At 64.3% G+C, this 17,102-nt stretch carries 15 protein-coding genes; 8 read left to right on the forward strand and 7 right to left on the reverse strand.

The features are described 5' to 3' along the window. Window position 1: 1 nt before the first annotated feature. Window positions 2–928, forward strand: coding sequence for an MlaD family protein (locus AC1PLS_RS17305; protein ID WP_011035876.1), 927 nt, complete (start codon window positions 2–4; stop codon window positions 926–928). After that, entirely contained in the window at window positions 925–1,569 is a 645-nt protein-coding gene (locus AC1PLS_RS17310) for an ABC-type transport auxiliary lipoprotein family protein (protein ID WP_054592898.1), read from the forward strand. Before AC1PLS_RS17305 ends, AC1PLS_RS17310 begins: the two co-directional genes overlap by 4 nt. A gap of 467 nt (window positions 1,570–2,036) precedes the next feature. Here AC1PLS_RS17310 and AC1PLS_RS17315 read toward each other — a convergent pair whose 3' ends face one another. Then, window positions 2,037–2,636, reverse strand: coding sequence for an alpha-ketoglutarate-dependent dioxygenase AlkB family protein (locus AC1PLS_RS17315; protein WP_184433447.1), 600 nt, complete (start codon window positions 2,634–2,636; stop codon window positions 2,037–2,039). Window positions 2,637–2,763: 127 nt separating this feature from the next. Here AC1PLS_RS17315 and AC1PLS_RS17320 point away from each other — a divergent pair, with 127 nt between their 5' ends. Then, entirely contained in the window at window positions 2,764–4,413 is a 1,650-nt protein-coding gene (locus AC1PLS_RS17320) for an electron transfer flavoprotein-ubiquinone oxidoreductase (RefSeq protein ID WP_184433444.1), read from the forward strand. A gap of 109 nt (window positions 4,414–4,522) precedes the next feature. Further along, entirely contained in the window at window positions 4,523–7,258 is a 2,736-nt protein-coding gene (locus AC1PLS_RS17325; RefSeq protein ID WP_481104513.1) for a rhamnan synthesis F family protein, read from the forward strand. A gap of 23 nt (window positions 7,259–7,281) precedes the next feature. Here AC1PLS_RS17325 and AC1PLS_RS17330 read toward each other — a convergent pair whose 3' ends face one another. Both AC1PLS_RS17330 and AC1PLS_RS17335 read right to left on the reverse strand, forming a co-directional pair. Beyond that, a complete protein-coding gene (locus tag AC1PLS_RS17330; protein WP_102580555.1) occupies window positions 7,282–7,920 on the reverse strand; it encodes a CoA transferase subunit B in 639 nt (212 codons plus the stop codon). Next, the gene (locus AC1PLS_RS17335) at window positions 7,920–8,651 is read right to left on the reverse strand and encodes a CoA transferase subunit A (protein WP_024938343.1); all 732 of its coding nucleotides are present in this window, start codon (window positions 8,649–8,651) and stop codon (window positions 7,920–7,922) included. Before AC1PLS_RS17335 ends, AC1PLS_RS17330 begins: the two co-directional genes overlap by 1 nt. A gap of 134 nt (window positions 8,652–8,785) precedes the next feature. Between AC1PLS_RS17335 and AC1PLS_RS17340 the strand changes: the two genes are divergently transcribed. Both AC1PLS_RS17340 and AC1PLS_RS17345 read left to right on the forward strand, forming a co-directional pair. Then, window positions 8,786–10,132 (forward strand): phosphohexomutase domain-containing protein, encoded by a 1,347-nt coding sequence (locus AC1PLS_RS17340; RefSeq protein ID WP_024938344.1) that lies wholly within the window; start codon window positions 8,786–8,788, stop codon window positions 10,130–10,132. A gap of 45 nt (window positions 10,133–10,177) precedes the next feature. Continuing rightward, window positions 10,178–11,581, forward strand: coding sequence for a mannose-1-phosphate guanylyltransferase/mannose-6-phosphate isomerase (locus AC1PLS_RS17345; protein WP_024938345.1), 1,404 nt, complete (start codon window positions 10,178–10,180; stop codon window positions 11,579–11,581). 115 nt (window positions 11,582–11,696) lie between these two features. Here AC1PLS_RS17345 and rfbD read toward each other — a convergent pair whose 3' ends face one another. The 4 genes from rfbD to rfbB all read right to left on the reverse strand — a co-directional run bounded on the left by rfbD (window position 11,697) and on the right by rfbB (window position 15,162). Beyond that, window positions 11,697–12,605 carry a dTDP-4-dehydrorhamnose reductase gene (gene rfbD / locus AC1PLS_RS17350; RefSeq protein ID WP_481103894.1) on the reverse strand — a complete coding sequence of 303 codons (909 nt, stop codon included), beginning with the start codon at window positions 12,603–12,605 and terminating at the stop codon, window positions 11,697–11,699. Continuing rightward, window positions 12,602–13,159, reverse strand: coding sequence for a dTDP-4-dehydrorhamnose 3,5-epimerase (gene rfbC / locus AC1PLS_RS17355; protein ID WP_024938347.1), 558 nt, complete (start codon window positions 13,157–13,159; stop codon window positions 12,602–12,604). Before rfbC ends, rfbD begins: the two co-directional genes overlap by 4 nt. Continuing rightward, entirely contained in the window at window positions 13,156–14,043 is an 888-nt protein-coding gene (gene rfbA / locus AC1PLS_RS17360; protein WP_024938348.1) for a glucose-1-phosphate thymidylyltransferase RfbA, read from the reverse strand. Before rfbA ends, rfbC begins: the two co-directional genes overlap by 4 nt. Window positions 14,044–14,106: 63 nt before the next feature. After that, window positions 14,107–15,162 carry a dTDP-glucose 4,6-dehydratase gene (rfbB, locus tag AC1PLS_RS17365; protein ID WP_179465181.1) on the reverse strand — a complete coding sequence of 352 codons (1,056 nt, stop codon included), beginning with the start codon at window positions 15,160–15,162 and terminating at the stop codon, window positions 14,107–14,109. A gap of 216 nt (window positions 15,163–15,378) precedes the next feature. On the opposite strand from rfbB, the gene AC1PLS_RS17370 reads away from it, so the two are divergent. Together AC1PLS_RS17370 and AC1PLS_RS17375 are read left to right on the forward strand one after the other, a co-directional pair. Continuing rightward, window positions 15,379–16,125 (forward strand): electron transfer flavoprotein subunit beta/FixA family protein, encoded by a 747-nt coding sequence (locus AC1PLS_RS17370; RefSeq protein ID WP_039525367.1) that lies wholly within the window; start codon window positions 15,379–15,381, stop codon window positions 16,123–16,125. Beyond that, on the forward strand, window positions 16,125–17,069 hold the full coding sequence (locus tag AC1PLS_RS17375) for an electron transfer flavoprotein subunit alpha/FixB family protein (protein WP_024938351.1): 945 nt from the start codon (window positions 16,125–16,127) through the stop codon (window positions 17,067–17,069). Before AC1PLS_RS17370 ends, AC1PLS_RS17375 begins: the two co-directional genes overlap by 1 nt. Window positions 17,070–17,102 lie beyond the last annotated feature (33 nt).

Genomic DNA, 17,102 nt, shown 5'->3' on the forward strand with positions numbered 1-17,102 from the left:
CATGGAAACCAAAGCCAATTACGTCCTGATCGGCGCCTTCACCATCGTGGCGGGCCTGGCCCTGCTGCTGTTCGGGCTATGGGCCGCGAAATACTCCTCCGACCGTACCTGGCAGCAATACCGGGTGGTGTTCCGCGAGGCGGTGACCGGCCTGTCGGTCGGCAGCCCGGTGCAATACAACGGCATCGCGGTCGGCTCGATCACAGAGCTGACGCTGGCACCAAACGACCCGCGCCAGGTGGTCGCGCACGTGCGGGTGAACTCCACCACGCCGATCAAGAGCGATACGCGCGCCAAGCTGGCCATCACCAGCCTGACCGGCCCGTCGATCATCCAGCTCTCCGGTGGCACGCCCGAGGCCCCGTCGCTGACCACCATCGACAAGAGCGATGCGCCGATCATCCAGACCACGCCGTCGGCGCTGCAGAACATCACCGACACCGCCAACCGCATCGTCGAGCGCATGGACCAGATGCTCTCGGACAAGAACGTGGCCAGCATCACCGCCACCTTGCAGAACCTGGAAAAGATCAGTGGTGGCATCGCCGACCGCGACGAAGGCATGCAGGCGCTGATCGTCAGCGCGCGCGATGCCGCACGCAATCTGGACACCACTCTGACCACCACCAATGGCACCATCAAGCGGCTGGACCAGAACCTGGTGCAGCAGCTGCCGGGCATCCTGGAAAAGCTCGATGCCACCCTGGTCAAGCTGGATTCGGCCGCCGGCAACGCCGACAACATCCTTGGCGAGAACCGCGCGGCCATCAATAGTTTTGCCAACGACGGCCTGGGCCAGCTCGGGCCCACGCTGACCGAATTGCGCGGCCTGATCCGCGACCTGCGCCGGGTCAGCGACAAACTGGACAACAACCCTGCGCGCTACCTGCTCGGCCGCGACGCACCCAAGGAGTTCGAACCGAAATGACTGCCATGCGTCTGTTGCGTCCCATGTTGTGCGTCTCGTTGCTGGCGCTGGGCGGCTGCTCGGTGTTGACCGGCGGCGACAAGAAGCCGGCCACCATCTACGCACCTAACGTGCGGATCGCGCCGAACCCGTCCTGGCCGCAGGTGAGCTGGCAGCTGTCGGTGTCCAAGCCCAGCGCCGCGCGGGTGATCGACAGCCCGCGCATCAACGTACGCCCGACCCCGGGCGAGTTGCAGGTCTATCACGGCGCAGGCTGGGCGCAGCCGGCCACCGATATGCTGGAAGACAGCGTGGTCCGCGCGTTCGAGGACTCCGGCAAGATCGCCGCCGTCGCCCGTATCGGCACCGGCATCCGCTCCGACTACAAACTGGCGATCGACCTGCGCCGCTTCGAGTCCGATTACGCCGGCCAGTCGCTGCCCTCAGCCACCATCGAACTCAATGCCAAACTGCTGCACGCCGCCGATCAGCGCGTGGTGGCTTCGCGCACCTTCCTGGTCGCACGCCCGTCCAGCGGCACCGACACGGCTGCGGTGGCAGCGGCATTCGAACAGGCGATGACGCAGGTCACCACCGAACTGGTCGGCTGGACCTTGGTCACCGGCCAGCAGGACAGCCAGAGCCTGCCGCGTCCGCTGTAAGCGCAGGCGACAGATCTTAGAGCGGTTAACAAAGCACTTCACGCCGGTCTACCGCAGGGCGGCTGATCTGCGGCCTGGCTGCAGGGCCCTTGCCCGCCCACCATCGCGGGACACGCCGCAAGTACGTCCATGTAGGCTCTTCTGCGGCATCCATGCCGCAGAAGGTCCCGCGACGGTGGGCGGGCAAGGACCAGTCGAGATGGTCGGTGTGCATGGCTTTCAACAAAGCAGCCAACAAACTGTCTGGTGCGGTGTCCTCACCGATTGCGGGACCGTGTGGCGGCATGGATGCCGCCACCGAGCCCCCAGGGACGGGTTCACGGCGTGTCCCGCGAGCGGTGAGGGCACAGCGCCCTCGACCCACTCAGCGTTTGACTCGCACTGCTGACTACATCCACCAAGATGTGGACAACAAAACCACTGCACTCACTGCCAGCCAAGCGCTCGCTACGCTTCGTTAGCCGCTCTTATGGCGGGGACACGCGCGGCGCAATCTGGCGAAAGGTCAGATTGATGCGCTCGCCGATGGGCTTTGCGGTGCGCGGCAATGCATGCTTGTAGTGGCGCTGGGTCTCGCCTGCCATCAGCAGCAGATCGCCGTGCCCCAATTCCAGCGTCTGCTTCAACGCAGCATCGTCGCGATGTTTGAATGCAAAGCGCCGCGTCGCGCCCAGGCTTACCGAGGCGATCAATGGTCGCGCTCCCAACTCCGGCTCGTCGTCGCTATGCCAGCCCATCGCATCGTTGCCGCTGCGGTAGCGGTTGGCCAGCACGCTGTTGAACGGCGCCCCGGTCTCGGCCTGCAGGCGTGCGCGTAAAGGCTGCAATACCTCCAGCCACGGCTGCGGCGCGAACTGCGTGCCCGAGTAGCGATAGCTGGCGTCCGGATCGCCCATCCAGCTGCTCAGACGCGGCGAATCCACCGTCCGCCCGAACATGCGGATACGGTGTACTTCCCATTGCACCTGCGTCAGCAGCGCCTGCAGCAGCGCATCGGCCTGCGCGCGCGGCAACCAGCCGCGACACCAGGCGATCTCCGCTTGCGGCAACGCCACCCGAATCTTCATGCATCAAACGCTAGCACGCGCCCGCTGAGTGGAGGCTGCGCGGCGCGGATGAATCGATCCGATTTGCCGCCGTCACATCGAATCCCGGAAAATGCGCAGCAGCCATCGAGCCAACGGGAGCGGAGCAATGTCGGAAGCAGGAGTCGGCGCAAATGCGCCAGAGACGGTCGAGCGCGACGTGATGGAGTACGACGTCGTCACCGTCGGCGCCGGTCCGGCAGGGCTGGCCTTTGCGATCCGGCTCAAGCAGCTCGATCCGGCCATCAGCGTCTGCGTGATCGAAAAATCCAGCACCATCGGTGCGCATATCCTGTCCGGCGCGGTGATCGAGCCGGGCCCGCTGGACGCCTTGCTGCCGGGCTGGCGCGACAGCCCACCGCCGATCTGCGTGGCCGCCACCGACGACGAATTCTGGTTTCTCGGCAAGGACAGCGCGCGCAAGTTCCCGGTGGTGCCGCCAGGCATGCGCAACCACGGCAACTTCATCGTCAGCCTGGGCGCAATGTGCGCCTGGCTGGCGCCGCAGGCCGAAGCGCTGGGCGTGGAGATCTACCCCGGCTTTGCCGCCGCCGAAACCCTGCACGACGACAACGGCCAGGTCATCGGCGTGCGTATCGGCGACATGGGCGTGGCCAAGGACGGTTCGCACAAGCCCGGTTACACCGCCGGCATCGACATCCGTGCCAAGGTCACCGTGCTGGCCGAAGGCGCGCGCGGGCATCTGACCAAGCGCCTGCTCAAACGCTTCGACCTCACCGCCGATGCCGACCCGCAGGGCTATTCGATCGGCATCAAGGAGCTGTGGCAGGTACCGGAGGGGCGCGTCAGTCCCGGCAAGATCGTGCACACGCTAGGCTGGCCGGCCGACAACCGCACCTACGGCGGCAGCTTCCTGTATCACCTGGACAACAACCAGATCGCGCTCGGTTACGTGAGCGGGCTGGACTACAGCGACCCGAAGTACCAGCCGTGGGAAGCCTTCCAGCAATGGAAGAACCACGCGCTGATCAAGCCATTGCTGGAAGGCGGCAGCATCCTCTCGGCCGGCGCGCGCGCCATCGTCACCGGCGGCTGGCAGTCGCTGCCGAAGGTGGAAATGCCCGGTGCCCTGCTGATCGGCGACACCGCCGGCCTGCTCAACGTGCCCAAGATCAAGGGCACCCATCAGGCGATCCGCAGCGGCATGCTGGCCGCCGAACATCTGGTGCAATCGCGGCTGGCGCCGCAAGGCTTCGACGCGAAACTGCGCGCGTCCGATGCGATGGCCGAGTTGAAGCAGGTGCGCAACATCAAGCCCGGCTTCAAGAAGGGTTTGTGGTTCGGCCTGCTCAATGCCGCCTGGGAAACCGCGCTCAAGGGCGCCTCGCCATGGACGCTGAAGAACAAACCCGACTGGTCGGCATTGCACAAGATCGGCGACTACGAGCAACCCAACCGCGACTACGGCACGCGCGAGCTCGCCCCGCGCGACCGCCTGCAGGCGGTCTACTTCGCTGCCACCGAGCACGACGAAGACCAGCCCGTGCATCTGAAGGTGCTCGACACCGACGTCTGCGCCACCCGCTGCGTACAGGAGTACGACAACCCCTGCACCCGCTTCTGCCCGGCCAACGTCTACGAAATGGTCGCAGACACCGGCAGCCCCTCCGGCAAGCGCCTGCAGATCAACGCCGCCAACTGCGTGCACTGCAAGACCTGCGACATCAAGGACCCGTACGAGATCATCACCTGGGTCACGCCGGAGGGTGGTTCGGGCCCGAACTACCAGAATCTGTGAGTAGCCAGTGGCGTACCGCGTGACCGGCAGTCTTTCCAAACTCATGGCTGCGGCGCGTCGCTCGGTAGAACTCCATGGCGGCGGTTTCTCCGGCGCAACCGCAGTCGCAATACGGGCACTCAAGCTGATACGCGCCCTGGGAATTCGTGGCTTGGTGGGGCGGTTACAGCTAGCCGGGCGCGCACGCCCGGCGGTTCATCGCCTGCCTGACCAACACCCATTCCCCGCGCCTGCTCCCCTGTCGCAGCTGCAGCTCAAGATTGGCGTGATGCTGCACGTCTTCTATCCCGACCTGATCGACGAATTCGCGCAGTCGCTCCAGCACATGCCGGCGGGTTATGACCTGCTGGTATCGGTGATGGATGACACAGCCGCAGCTCAGGCGCGCGAGCGCTTTTCAAAGCTGCCGCAGGTCGAGAAGCTCGAGATACGCGTCGTGCCCAATCGCGGCCGTGACATCGCACCGCTCTTGGTGACGTTTCGCGAGCAGATCCTGGCATTGGATGTTGTCGGCCATCTGCATACGAAAAAATCGCTGTATACCGGCAGCGAACAAGGCGAGTGGCGTCGCTACCTGGTGTCATCCCTGATGGGGAGCCCGGAGCGTATCGCCTGGCAACTGGGGATGTTTCAGGCCGAGCCGCGGCTTGGCATGCTTTATCCCGAAAGTTACGAGCGGGTGCTGCTGTGGGCGCATACCTGGCTCAGCAATTTCAGCGTCTGTCGCACACTTGCCCAGCGACTTGGATTCGACATCAGCCCCTCGGAGTACATCGATTTTCCTGCCGGATCGATGTTCTGGGCGAAGGTGGATGCACTGCGGCCGTTGTACGCACTGAATCTGGAACTCAAGGACTTCCCCGAAGAGCACGGGCAGATCGACGGCACACTGCACCACGCAGTGGAACGCTTGTTCGTCGCTGTGGTGCGCCATCAGCGGTATCGCATCGGCATCCTGCCGCAAGACGGGACGCTGTCACTCAGCGACGAGGGTGGACGCAACTGGCAGGCGTCGCTCGAGACGCCGATCGCCACACGATTGACACTGTCGTCCCTGCAGGCTCGACTGGTGTCGCTGGATATCTTCGACACCTTGGTAGTGAGGCCGTTCCTGTTTCCGGCCGGTGCCCGCGCCTTTCTTGCCCACCTGATAGCACGCCAATTCGGGATCGGAAATTTTCTCGAACTACGCGAACTTGCCGAGTCAAAAGCGCGCCATCAACGTGGCGCCGATGTCGATCTATCGAGCATCTACGCCACACTGGCTGGCCTGCCCGATGCGAAGGGACTTCCGACCAGCGCCCTCCAGGCACTGGAAGTGGCCCTGGAAGCCCGGCTGCTGCGACCACGCCAGGGCGTGATCGCAGCAGCGACGCAACTAAAACAACGTGGCATCCGCCTGGTTGCGCTTTCGGACATGTATCTGGATAGCGCATTGCTGCAGCAGGTCCTGCCACCAGAAGTCAGCGCACTGCCGGCTGCCTGGTATGTGTCCTGCGAGACGGGCTGGCGCAAGGATGCCGACAATGTCTGGAGGGAGCTGCCGGCCCTCGAGAAAATCGATGCCTCCCAGTGGCTGCATGTCGGCGACAACGAACATGCAGATGTCCAGCGTCCACAGATGCACAAGCTGTTGACACCGGTGCATGTGCTTCGGCCATCCGCACTGCTGGAGGTGATTCCTGCATTGCGCCCGCTGAGAGCCGCTTCGGGGGCGGCAACCCGGTGGCAGGACCAGTTGTGGCTTGGCCTGCTGGCCAATCGGTTCGCCGACCTTGCCGACCGGTATCCGGAAACGTTGATGCCCTTGCCGATTCTTTCACCGGCATGTCTGGGCTATGTGGTGATCGGCCCGCTGATCTTCGATTATCTCGCCTGGCTGATCCGCACGGCGACGCAACGCAATATCGAAACGATCTTGTTCCTGAGCCGGGAAGGCCACCTGCTGGAGCAGGGGTTCCAGCTGGTGAGGCAGACATCCCCTGCACCGCAGCAGCTGCATGGCAAGTATCTGCTGGCGTCGCGGCGGGGAACCGGAACCCCCTCACTGCATGCGCCGGACGATCTTGCACTGCTGCTGGACAGCACCTACACCGGAACACTGGGCAACCTGGTACAGGCGCGCCTGGGAGAGGCTGCAGCACATATTCTGGAACGTCGCCTGGGCCGCCCGGTCATGCAACGCGATGTCTACCTGCCGGAGATGCATGCCGAGCTGCTGGAACTGATTGCCCCGGCGATCAACGAACTGCTGGCGCTTGCCGAAACTGAAAGGACGGCTTACCTGCATTACTGGAGAGCGATTGCAGGCGACGGCACCGCCATGGTGGCCGATATAGGTTATTCCGGCACCATCCAGGCCAACCTCACAAGATTGACCGGACAGCCGCTGGGTGGCGCTTATTTTGCATTGAACGGGCGCGCCACAAAGATTACTGCGCAGAGCTGGGCAGCCGCTCGCTATTTCGATGGGCGTACCGAGAGCGACCCGGAGCAGTCAGCGATCCTGCGCCACGACCTGCTCTTGGAAACACTGCTCACCGCTCCTTCGCCGCAATTTTCCTGCTTCACAGCCAGCAACGACGTTCCGACTGCGGTCTACGCCCATCCGGAACTGTCGACAGCGCAATGGGCGACGATCGCGCAGGTGCACGAAGGTGCGTTGGCGTTCATTGCAGACGTCTGCCAGGTTGCGCAGGACCAAAGCTACCTGCTGGACTTCGACCGAACCTCGGTCCAGATCCCGCTGCAATGCATCGGTTCCGGACGCTGGCAGGCGCCGTGGCTGGCGGATCTGCAACTGGACGACCGTTTCACCGGACGCGGCGTGGTGCGGGCCGGATGACCTGACGGCCGTCCGGCCTTGCCTCACGATTGAGGCGTCAGAATTGTCACACCGGTCTTCTGGCGCAATTCCTCCAGCGCCACTCCTTCGGCCGCCTCCACCAGCACCAGCCCGCGATCGGTGACGTCGAATACCGCCAGGTCGGTGATGATGCGATCGACCACGCCGACGCCGGTCAATGGCAGGTCGCATTCGCGCAGGATCTTGTGGCTGCCGTCCTTGGCGACATGTTCCATCAGCACGACGACGCGCTTGACGCCGGCCACCAGGTCCATCGCGCCGCCCATGCCCTTGACCATCTTGCCGGGCACCATCCAGTTGGCCAGGTCGCCGCGCTCGGTCACCTGCATCGCACCGAGAATCGCCAGATCGATGTGCCCGCCGCGGATCATCGCAAACGAGTCGTGGCTACCGAAATAACTGGCCCCGGCACGCGCGGTCACTGTCTGCTTGCCGGCGTTGATCAGGTCCGCATCCACCTCGTCCTCGCTGGGAAACGGACCGATGCCGAGCAGGCCGTTCTCCGATTGCAGCCACACGTCCACGCCATCGGGAATGTGGTTGGCCACCAGCGTCGGCAGACCGATACCCAGGTTGACGTAGGCACCATCGGTCAATTCGCGCGCCGCACGTGCGGCCATCTGGTCTCTGGTCCAGGCCATCAGTGCTGTCCTTCGCGCACGGTGCGCTGTTCGATGCGTTTTTCCGGGGTGGCGTTGAGCACCAGCCGGTCGACATAGATGCCGGGCAGATGCACCTGGTCCGGATCGATCGCACCCACCTCCACGATCTCCTCGACCTCGGCGACGCAGACGCGACCGGCCATGGCGCAGGCCGGGTTGAAGTTGCGCGCGGTCTTGCGGAACACCAGATTGCCGGCCGTATCCGCACGCCAGGCCTTGACCAGCGCGACGTCGGCCTGCAGCGCGGTTTCCATCACGTACTGCTTGCCGTCGAATTGCCGGGTTTCCTTGCCCTGGGCGACGATGGTGCCGTAACCGGTTGCGGTATAGAACGCGGGAATGCCCGCACCGCCCGCGCGCAGGCGTTCGGCCAGCGTGCCTTGCGGGTTGAACTCCAGCTCCAGTTCGCCGGCCAGGTACTGCCGCTCGAATTCCTTGTTCTCGCCCACGTAGGACGAAATCATCTTGCGGATCTGCCGGGTGGCCAATAATTGACCCAGCCCGAATCCATCGACGCCTGCATTGTTGGAGATCACGGTCAATCCGCTGACCCCGCTCGCGCGCACTGCCGCGATCAGCGCTTCCGGGATTCCACACAGCCCAAAGCCGCCGACCGCCAGGGTCTGGCCATCGGCCAGCACCCCATCCAGCGCCGCCCCGGCATCGGCATAGCGTTTGCCGCTTGCCGCACCACGTCCACCATTGCTCATCACCGCCCTCGCCTCGCTGATGTGAAGCGGCCATTCTAGCCGCTGACTGTTCCCTGTCCCCGATCGCAATTCCGCCACACCCAAGACACGGCACAGCCGCTAAACTCGGAATTCCCCCATCCCAGGAATTGCCCATGACGCTACCCGCCTTCAAGGCCTACGACATCCGCGGCCGCGTGCCGGATGAACTCAACGAGGACTTGGCGCGCCGCATCGGCGTGGCATTGGCGGCGCAGCTGGAGCAAGGGCCCGTGGTCCTGGGCCACGACGTGCGCCTGGCCAGCCCCGGCCTGCAGGAAGCGCTTTCGGCCGGCCTGCGCGCCAGCGGCCGCGAAGTGATCGACATCGGCCTGTGCGGCACCGAGGAGGTCTATTTCCAGACCGATTACCTCAAGGCGGCCGGCGGCGTGATGGTCACCGCCAGCCATAACCCGATGGACTACAACGGCATGAAGCTGGTCCGCGAGCAGGCGCGACCGATCAGCTCCGACACCGGCCTGTTCGCGATCCGCGACACCGTCGCTGCCGATACCGCCGCACCCGGCGAGCCAACCGCAAGCGAGCAGAGCCGTACCGACAAGACCGCCTATCTTGAGCATCTGCTCAGCTACGTGGACCGCAGCACGCTCAAGCCGCTCAAGCTGGTGGTCAACGCCGGCAACGGTGGCGCCGGCCTGATCGTCGACCTGCTTGCACCGCAGCTGCCGTTCGAGTTCATCCGCGTCTTCCACGAACCCGATGGCAACTTTCCCAACGGCATCCCCAACCCGCTGCTGCCCGAAAACCGCGACGCCACCGCCAGGGCGGTCAAGGAACACGGCGCCGACTTCGGTATCGCCTGGGACGGCGACTTCGATCGCTGCTTCTTCTTCGACCACACCGGCCGCTTCATCGAAGGCTATTACCTGGTCGGCCTGCTGGCCCAGGCGATCCTGGCCAAGCAGCCGGGTGGCAAGGTCGTGCACGACCCGCGCCTGACCTGGAACACCGTCGAGATGGTCGAGGACGCCGGCGGCATCCCGGTGCTGTGCAAGAGCGGCCATGCCTTCATCAAGGAAAAGATGCGCAGCGAAAACGCCGTGTATGGCGGCGAGATGAGCGCGCACCACTATTTCCGCGAGTTCGCCTACGCCGACTCCGGCATGATCCCTTGGTTGTTGATCGCCGAGCTGGTGTCGCAGTCGGGTCGTTCGCTGGCGGATCTGGTCGAGGCGCGCATGCAGAAATTCCCCTGCAGCGGCGAGATCAACTTCAAGGTGGACGATGCCAAGGCAGCGGTTGCCCGCGTGATGGATCACTACGGCGATCAGTCGCCGGAGCTGGACTATACCGACGGCATCAGTGCCGACTTCGGCCAATGGCGTTTCAACCTGCGCAGCTCCAACACCGAGCCGCTGCTGCGTCTGAACGTGGAAACGCGCGGCGATGCCGCCCTGCTGGAAACGCGTACGCAGGAAATTTCCAACCTGCTGCGCGGCTGATTTAACATCTTCCCCCACTTTGACGCACTGGAGTTTCCCCCGCTCATGAGCGACGTCCTTCCGATCATCCTGTCCGGCGGTTCCGGCACGCGCCTGTGGCCGTTGTCGCGCGAATCCTATCCCAAGCAGTTCCTGCCGCTGGTCGGCGAGCACAGCATGCTGCAGGCCACCTGGCTGCGTTCCGCTCCGGTGGCGGCACATGCCCCCATCGTGGTGGCCAACGAAGAACACCGCTTCATGGCCGCCGAGCAGTTGCAGCAGTTGGGCGTCAAGCCGTCTGCCATCCTGCTCGAGCCCAAGGGCCGTAACACCGCTCCGGCGATTGCTGTAGCCGCCCTGGAAGCCACCCGCAATGGCGACGATCCGCTGTTGCTGGTATTGCCGTCCGATCACGTGATTCGTGACGAGGCCGCCTTCCAGGCTGCCGTGACCGTCGCGGCAGCTGCCGCAGCGCAGGGCAAGCTGGTCACCTTCGGCATCAAGCCCACCGCGCCCGAAACCGGCTACGGCTACATCAAGGCCGGTGCCGGCACCGGCGCCACCGCAGTCGAGCGCTTCGTCGAAAAGCCCGACCTGGCCACCGCGCAAGGCTATCTGGCCAGCGGCGAGTATTACTGGAACAGCGGCATGTTCCTGTTCCGCGCCTCGCGCTATCTGGAAGAACTGCGCAAGTTCCAGCCCGCCATCGCCGATGCGTGCCAGAAGGCGTGGGAAGGCGGCAAGCGCGACGCCGACTTCACCCGCCTGGACAAGGACGCGTTCGCCTCCAGCCCATCGGATTCGATCGACTATGCGGTGATGGAAAAGACCGCCGATGCAGTGGTGGTGCCGCTGGATGCCGGCTGGAACGATGTCGGGTCGTGGTCGTCGCTGCTGGACGTCTCCGAACAGGACGGCCAGGGTAATGCGCACCACGGCGATGTCATCCAGCTGGACTGCAAGAACACCTATGCGTACGGCTCGCGCCTGATCGCCATGGTCGGCCTGGAAGACGTCGTCGTCGTCGAGACGCCGGACGCCGTGCTGGTCGGTCATCGTGATCGCATCCAGGAGGTCAAGGATGTGGTCGGCCAGATCAAGACGGCTGGCCGTTCAGAGGCCACCTGGCATCGCAAGGTCTATCGCCCGTGGGGCGCCTACGATTCGATCGACATGGGCCAGCGCCACCAGGTCAAGCGCATCACCGTCAAACCCGGTGCGGTGCTGAGCCTGCAGATGCATCACCATCGCGCCGAACACTGGATCGTGGTGAGCGGAACCGCCGAAGTCACCCGTGGCGACGAGGTGCTGCTGCTGACCGAAAATCAGAGTACCTACATCCCACTGGGCGTGACCCATCGCCTGCGCAATCCGGGCAAGTTGCCATTGGAGCTGATCGAAGTGCAGTCCGGCAGCTACCTGGGCGAAGACGACATCGTGCGTTTCGAAGATACCTACGGGCGCGCCTGATCGGTCGCTTGCAGGCCCTTCCGACGTATCAGCAAACAGCCGGGGATTCCCGGCTGTTTGTTTTTGCGGCTCGTATCGATCAGCGGACCTATCGCCACCGACCAGAGTTGCGGATTTACTCTCTGGCAGCGGCGATTTCGGCAATCACGCGCTGCAGGCCGAGCTGCCAGTCCGGCAACACGATGTCGAACTCGCGCTGCAGTTTGTCGATCGACAGCCGCGAATACGCCGGCCGCGTTGCGGGCGTCGGATAGTCGGCGGTCGTGATCGGCACCACGCGCGGTGCGCGCGGCAACAGGCCTGTGCTGACGGCTTGCTGGAAGATCGCCTCGGCAAAGCCATGCCAGCTGGTCTGCCCTGCCGCCGTGAGGTGCCAGGTACCCGACGTGTCGGGGGTGCGTTGGAGCAGCAACTGCGCAGTGACATCGGCAATCAGGGCGGCGGGTGTCGGTGTTCCGACCTGATCGGCCACCACCCGCAGCTCATCGCGCTCGGCACCCACACGCAACATGGTGCGCAGGAAATTTGCGCCGTGCGAGGCGTACACCCATGCCGTGCGCAGGATCAGATGCTGCGCACCCGAAGCACGGATGGCCTCCTCGCCAGCAAGCTTGGTCTCGCCATACACACCAAGCGGCGAGGTTTGCGCATCCTCCGGATACGGCGCGGCGCCCTGACCGTCGAAGACGTAGTCGGTCGAGTAGTGCACCAGCGGAACGTTGCGGGATGCACACCATGCGGCGATGACGCCGGGCGAGATGGCATTTGCGCGCATGGCGCTATCTCGCTCCTGTTCGGCGCGATCCACTGCGGTGTAGGCGGCCGCATTGACCACGCGCGACGGGCCGACCCGGTCCAACAAGACGGCCAGCATTTCCGGCGCGTCGAAATCCGCCGCCTCGCACGCGCTTCCATCGGCCAACCGGCCGCTGCGCGTCGTTGCACATATTGCGTCATCGGCTGCCAGTGCGCGCAGCAGTTCCGTCCCGACCTGCCCATTGGCACCAAACAACACCGTGGTCACGGCATGTACACCGGCAGTCGATCGACTGGCACCTCATTCAGAAACGGCGCTTTGGCATCCTTGGCGGACAGCACTGGATCGCTGATCGGCCAATCGATCCCGATCGCCGCATCGTTCCAGCGCACGCCTGCATCTGCCTCCTTGACGTAAATGTCGGTGCACAGATAGCTGAACAATGCTTTTTCTGAAAGCACGGCAAAACCATGCGCGAAGCCTTCAGGTATCCAGACCTGGCGGCGGTTTTCCGCACTGAGCAAAACGGCAGTCCAACGCCCGAAGTGGGGTGACCCGGCACGGATATCCACCGCGACGTCATACACCTCGCCTTCGAGCACGCTCACCAGCTTGCCCTGTGGCCGGGGCCACTGGTAATGCAGACCACGCAGCACGCCCCTGGCGGACGTGGAGACGTTGCTTTGTACAAAGCTTGTCGGCAGGCCGTGCTGCCCGAAGCGCTCTGCATTCCATGTTTCGAAGAAATAACCGCGCGCATCGCCAAAGACCGCAGGCTCGATGACGACGCAGCCGGGCAACGTCGTTTCGATCACTTTCAATGGACAACCCCGCGCTTGGCCAATGCAGTCAGATATTTGCCGTAGTCATTCTTCAACAACGGCGCCGCCAGACGCTCCAGCTGCTCGGCATCGATCCAGCCCTGACCAAATGCGATTTCTTCCGGGCAGCACACCTGCAGGCCCTGGCGCATCTGGATGGTCTCGATGAAATTGGCCGCTTCGTGCAATGACTGATGCGTGCCGGTATCCAGCCATGCATACCCACGCCCCAACGGCTCCAGGTGCAGATTGCCGGCATCGAGATAGCAGCGATTGAGATCGGTGATCTCCAGCTCGCCGCGCGGCGAAGGCTTCAACGCAGCCGCGTAGTCGCTGGCCTTGCCGTCATAGAAATACAAGCCGGTGACGGCGTAGTTGGAACGGGGCTTTTCCGGCTTTTCGGCAATATCGATGACCTTGCCTTGCTGATCGAATTCGGCAACGCCGTAGCGCTCCGGGTCGTTGACCCAGTAACCGAAGACGGTTGCACCCTGCTCACGCGCATCGGCGCGGCGCAAGGTATCGGTCAGGCCATGCCCATGGAAGATATTGTCGCCCAACACCAGGCAACTCGGCTTGCCGTCGACAAACTCGCGGCCGATCAGATAGGCCTGCGCCAGACCATCGGGGCTGGGCTGCACGGCATACTGGATATTGACGCCCCACTGGGAACCATCGCCCAGCAGCGTCTGGAACAGCGCCTGCTCGTGCGGCGTGTTGATGATCAGGATGTCGCGGATACCCGCGAGCATCAGCACGCTCAGCGGGTAGTAGATCATCGGCTTGTCGTACACCGGCAACAGCTGCTTGCTGACGCCCTTGGTGATCGGATACAGGCGCGTGCCGGAGCCGCCCGCCAGAATGATGCCTTTACGTTGTGTCATCAGGTATGTCCTGTTGAGGCCCGCACACGCTTACATGCGCGGGCTCTTGCCTAAGGGCTCGCGTTAGGCCGCGGCGCCGATCCGTTCCAGCCGATAGCTGCCATCCAGCACGCCCTGCACCCAGGCCTGGTTGGTCAGGTACCACTCCACCGTCTGCGCGATGCCTTGCTCGAAGGTATAGGCCGGCTCCCAGCCCAGATCGTTCTTCAACTTGGAGGCATCGATCGCGTAGCGACGGTCGTGTCCGGGGCGGTCGGTGACATGGGTGATCTGGCTCGCGCGCGGTTTGCCATCCTCACGCGGGCGATGCTGATCCAGCAGCGCACAGATCGCCTGCACGACCTCGATGTTCTGGCGCTCGGAGTTGCCGCCCACGTTGTAGGTCTCACCGACCTGGCCCTTGGCCAGCACGGTGCGGATCGCCTCGCAGTGGTCGCTGACGAACAGCCAGTCGCGTACCTGCTTGCCATCGCCGTACACCGGCAACGGCTCGCCGGCCAGCGCCTTGGCGATCACCAGCGGAATGAGCTTTTCCGGGAAATGGTATGGGCCGTAGTTGTTCGAGCAGTTGGTGGTCAGCACCGGCAGCCCGTAGGTGTGGTGGAACGCACGTACCAAATGATCCGAGGCGGCCTTGGATGCCGAGTACGGGGAATTGGGCGCATACGGCGTGGTCTCGGTGAACTTGCCGGTCTCGCCCAGCGTGCCATAGACCTCGTCGGTGGACACATGCAGGAACCGGAAGGCCTCGCGACGCGCATCCGGCAGTGCTTTCCAGTAGTCGCGCACGGCCTCGAGCAAGGCCAGGGTACCGACGACGTTGGTCTGGACGAAAGCGCCGGGGCCTTCGATCGAGCGATCCACATGGCTTTCGGCAGCGAAGTTCAGCACTGCGTCCGGCTGATGGTCCTGCAGCAGACGGGTCACGAGCGCGCCGTCGCCGATGTCGCCCTTGACGAAGACATGGTCGGCATTGCCTTCCAGCGACGCCAGCGTGTTCAGGTTCCCCGCATAGGTGAGCGCGTCGAGATTGATCACGCGAATGCCGCGCGCCACTGCCTCAAGAACAAAATTTCCGCCGATAAAACCGGCCCCGCCGGTCACTAGCCAAGTCGCCACTGTCTACCCCTCCTGGTCGCGCGCGCAGCGCTGCGTTCTCAAACCACACAGGATATACGGTCGGAGCAATCCCAGGCCCAAACGGCATGCGCAAGTGTTGCGCCGCAGCATCCATACGCCATCGCATGGTGCATGCCGCCCGGTTAGAATGGCCCCACTCCCGAGCCTGCCGCCGCGGCCGGGCCTTCCCGCAACAGCTGAAGGATCTCGTACACGATGAAAATCCTCGTCGCCTACAAGCGCGTGGTGGACTACAACGTCCGCATTCAGGTCAAGCCCGATGGTTCCGGTGTGGTCACCGACGGCGTCAAGCTCTCGCCCAACCCGTTCGACGAAATCGCCCTGGAAGAGGCGTTGCGCCTGCGCGACGCCGGCATCGCCACCGAGGTGGTGGTCGCCACCCTGGCCCCGGCCGATGCGGCCGCGCACCTGCGCAACGGGCTTGCGATGGGCGCCAACCGCGCCATCCACGTGGTCACCGACGCGGCAATCCAGCCGTTGACCGCCGCGCGCACCCTGCTCAAGCTGGTCGAGAAGGAACAGCCGGATCTGGTCATCCTGGGCAAGCAAGCGATCGACGACGACGCCAACCAGACCGGCCAGATGCTGGCCACCTTGTGGGGTCGCCCGCAGGCGACCTTCGCCGGCAAGCTGGTGGTCGCCGATGGCAAGGCCACGGTGACCCGCGAAGTCGATGCCGGCCTGGAGACGCTGGAAGTGGACCTGCCGGCGGTGGTGACGACCGATCTGCGCTTGAACGAGCCGCGCTTCATCAAGTTGCCGGACATCATGAAAGCCAAGAGCAAGCCGCTGGAAACGCTGGCCTTCGCCGATCTCGGCGTCGATGCGCATGACAGTCTCAGCACCACCCACTACGCCGCGCCGTCCAAGCGCAGCCGCGGCGTGATGGTCAAGGACGCCGCCGAGCTGGTGGCCGCACTCAAGCAGAAGGGGTTGCTGTAATGGCCAAGGTTCTCATCGTTGCCGAACATCTCAACGGCCAGCTCAATGCGGCCACTGCCAAGACCCTCAGCGCCGCGCTGGCGGTGTCGGCCGAGTCCATCGACATCGTCGTGCTGGCGGCCGATCCGGCCGCGGTTGCGGCGCAGGCCGCGCAGCTGGCGGGTGTTGCTCGCGTGCTGACGGTGGCAAACGCCGCCAACGAACATGCCATCGCGCAGGTGCTGGGGCCGCAGATCGCCCAGCTCGCCGGCCAGGGCTACACCCATGTATTCGGCCCCTCGACCACGTTCGGCAAGGACCTGATGCCGGTGGTTGCCGCGCTGCTGGGCGTCAACCAGGTCTCCGACCTGATGGCGGTCGAAGATGCCTACACCTTCAAGCGCCCGATCTACGCAGGCAATGCGATCATCACGGTGAAAGCGCCGGCCGACCAGATCGTGGTCGCCACCGTGCGCAGCGCCTCCTGGCCGGAAGCGGCAGCCGGCGGCAGTGCGACGGTCGAAGCGGTCACCGTCGATGCCGCGCTGCCCACCCATACCCGCTTCGTCGGCCTGGCCGCAGGCAGCTCCGACCGCCCGGACCTGCAGAGCGCCAAGCGTGTGGTCTCCGGCGGCCGCGGCGTCGGCTCGGCCGAGAACTTCCAGCACATCTACAGCCTGGCCGACAAACTCGGCGCCGCCGTGGGCGCCTCGCGCGCCGCCGTGGACGCCGGCTACGTACCGAACGAGCTGCAGGTCGGCCAGACCGGCAAGATCATCGCCCCCGAGCTGTACGTGGCGATCGGCATCAGCGGGGCGATCCAGCATCTGACCGGCATCAAGGACGCCGGCACGATCGTGGCAATCAACAAGGACCCTGAATCGCCGATCTTCGAGATTGCCGATATCGGGTTGGTGGGAGATCTTTTCACTCTCCTGCCGGAACTTGAGACAGCGCTCGCATAGAGCGCTGTCCACCTCTTTCCTCGGCATCGTCCC

The sequence above is a fragment of the Xanthomonas sp. NCPPB 3218 genome (assembly GCF_056725185.1).

Coding starts and splice junctions, on each gene's coding strand:
- AC1PLS_RS17330 (WP_102580555.1), bottom strand. CDS start 7,920: ATGGCCTGGACCAGAGACCAGATGGCCGCACGTGCGGCGCGCGAATTG.
- rfbA (WP_024938348.1), bottom strand. CDS start 14,043: ATGACACAACGTAAAGGCATCATTCTGGCGGGCGGCTCCGGCACGCGC.
- AC1PLS_RS17315 (WP_184433447.1), bottom strand. CDS start 2,636: ATGAAGATTCGGGTGGCGTTGCCGCAAGCGGAGATCGCCTGGTGTCGC.
- AC1PLS_RS17345 (WP_024938345.1), top strand. CDS start 10,178: ATGAGCGACGTCCTTCCGATCATCCTGTCCGGCGGTTCCGGCACGCGC.
- AC1PLS_RS17375 (WP_024938351.1), top strand. CDS start 16,125: ATGGCCAAGGTTCTCATCGTTGCCGAACATCTCAACGGCCAGCTCAAT.
- AC1PLS_RS17310 (WP_054592898.1), top strand. CDS start 925: ATGACTGCCATGCGTCTGTTGCGTCCCATGTTGTGCGTCTCGTTGCTG.
- AC1PLS_RS17320 (WP_184433444.1), top strand. CDS start 2,764: ATGTCGGAAGCAGGAGTCGGCGCAAATGCGCCAGAGACGGTCGAGCGC.
- AC1PLS_RS17370 (WP_039525367.1), top strand. CDS start 15,379: ATGAAAATCCTCGTCGCCTACAAGCGCGTGGTGGACTACAACGTCCGC.
- AC1PLS_RS17340 (WP_024938344.1), top strand. CDS start 8,786: ATGACGCTACCCGCCTTCAAGGCCTACGACATCCGCGGCCGCGTGCCG.
- AC1PLS_RS17305 (WP_011035876.1), top strand. CDS start 2: ATGGAAACCAAAGCCAATTACGTCCTGATCGGCGCCTTCACCATCGTG.
- AC1PLS_RS17335 (WP_024938343.1), bottom strand. CDS start 8,651: ATGAGCAATGGTGGACGTGGTGCGGCAAGCGGCAAACGCTATGCCGAT.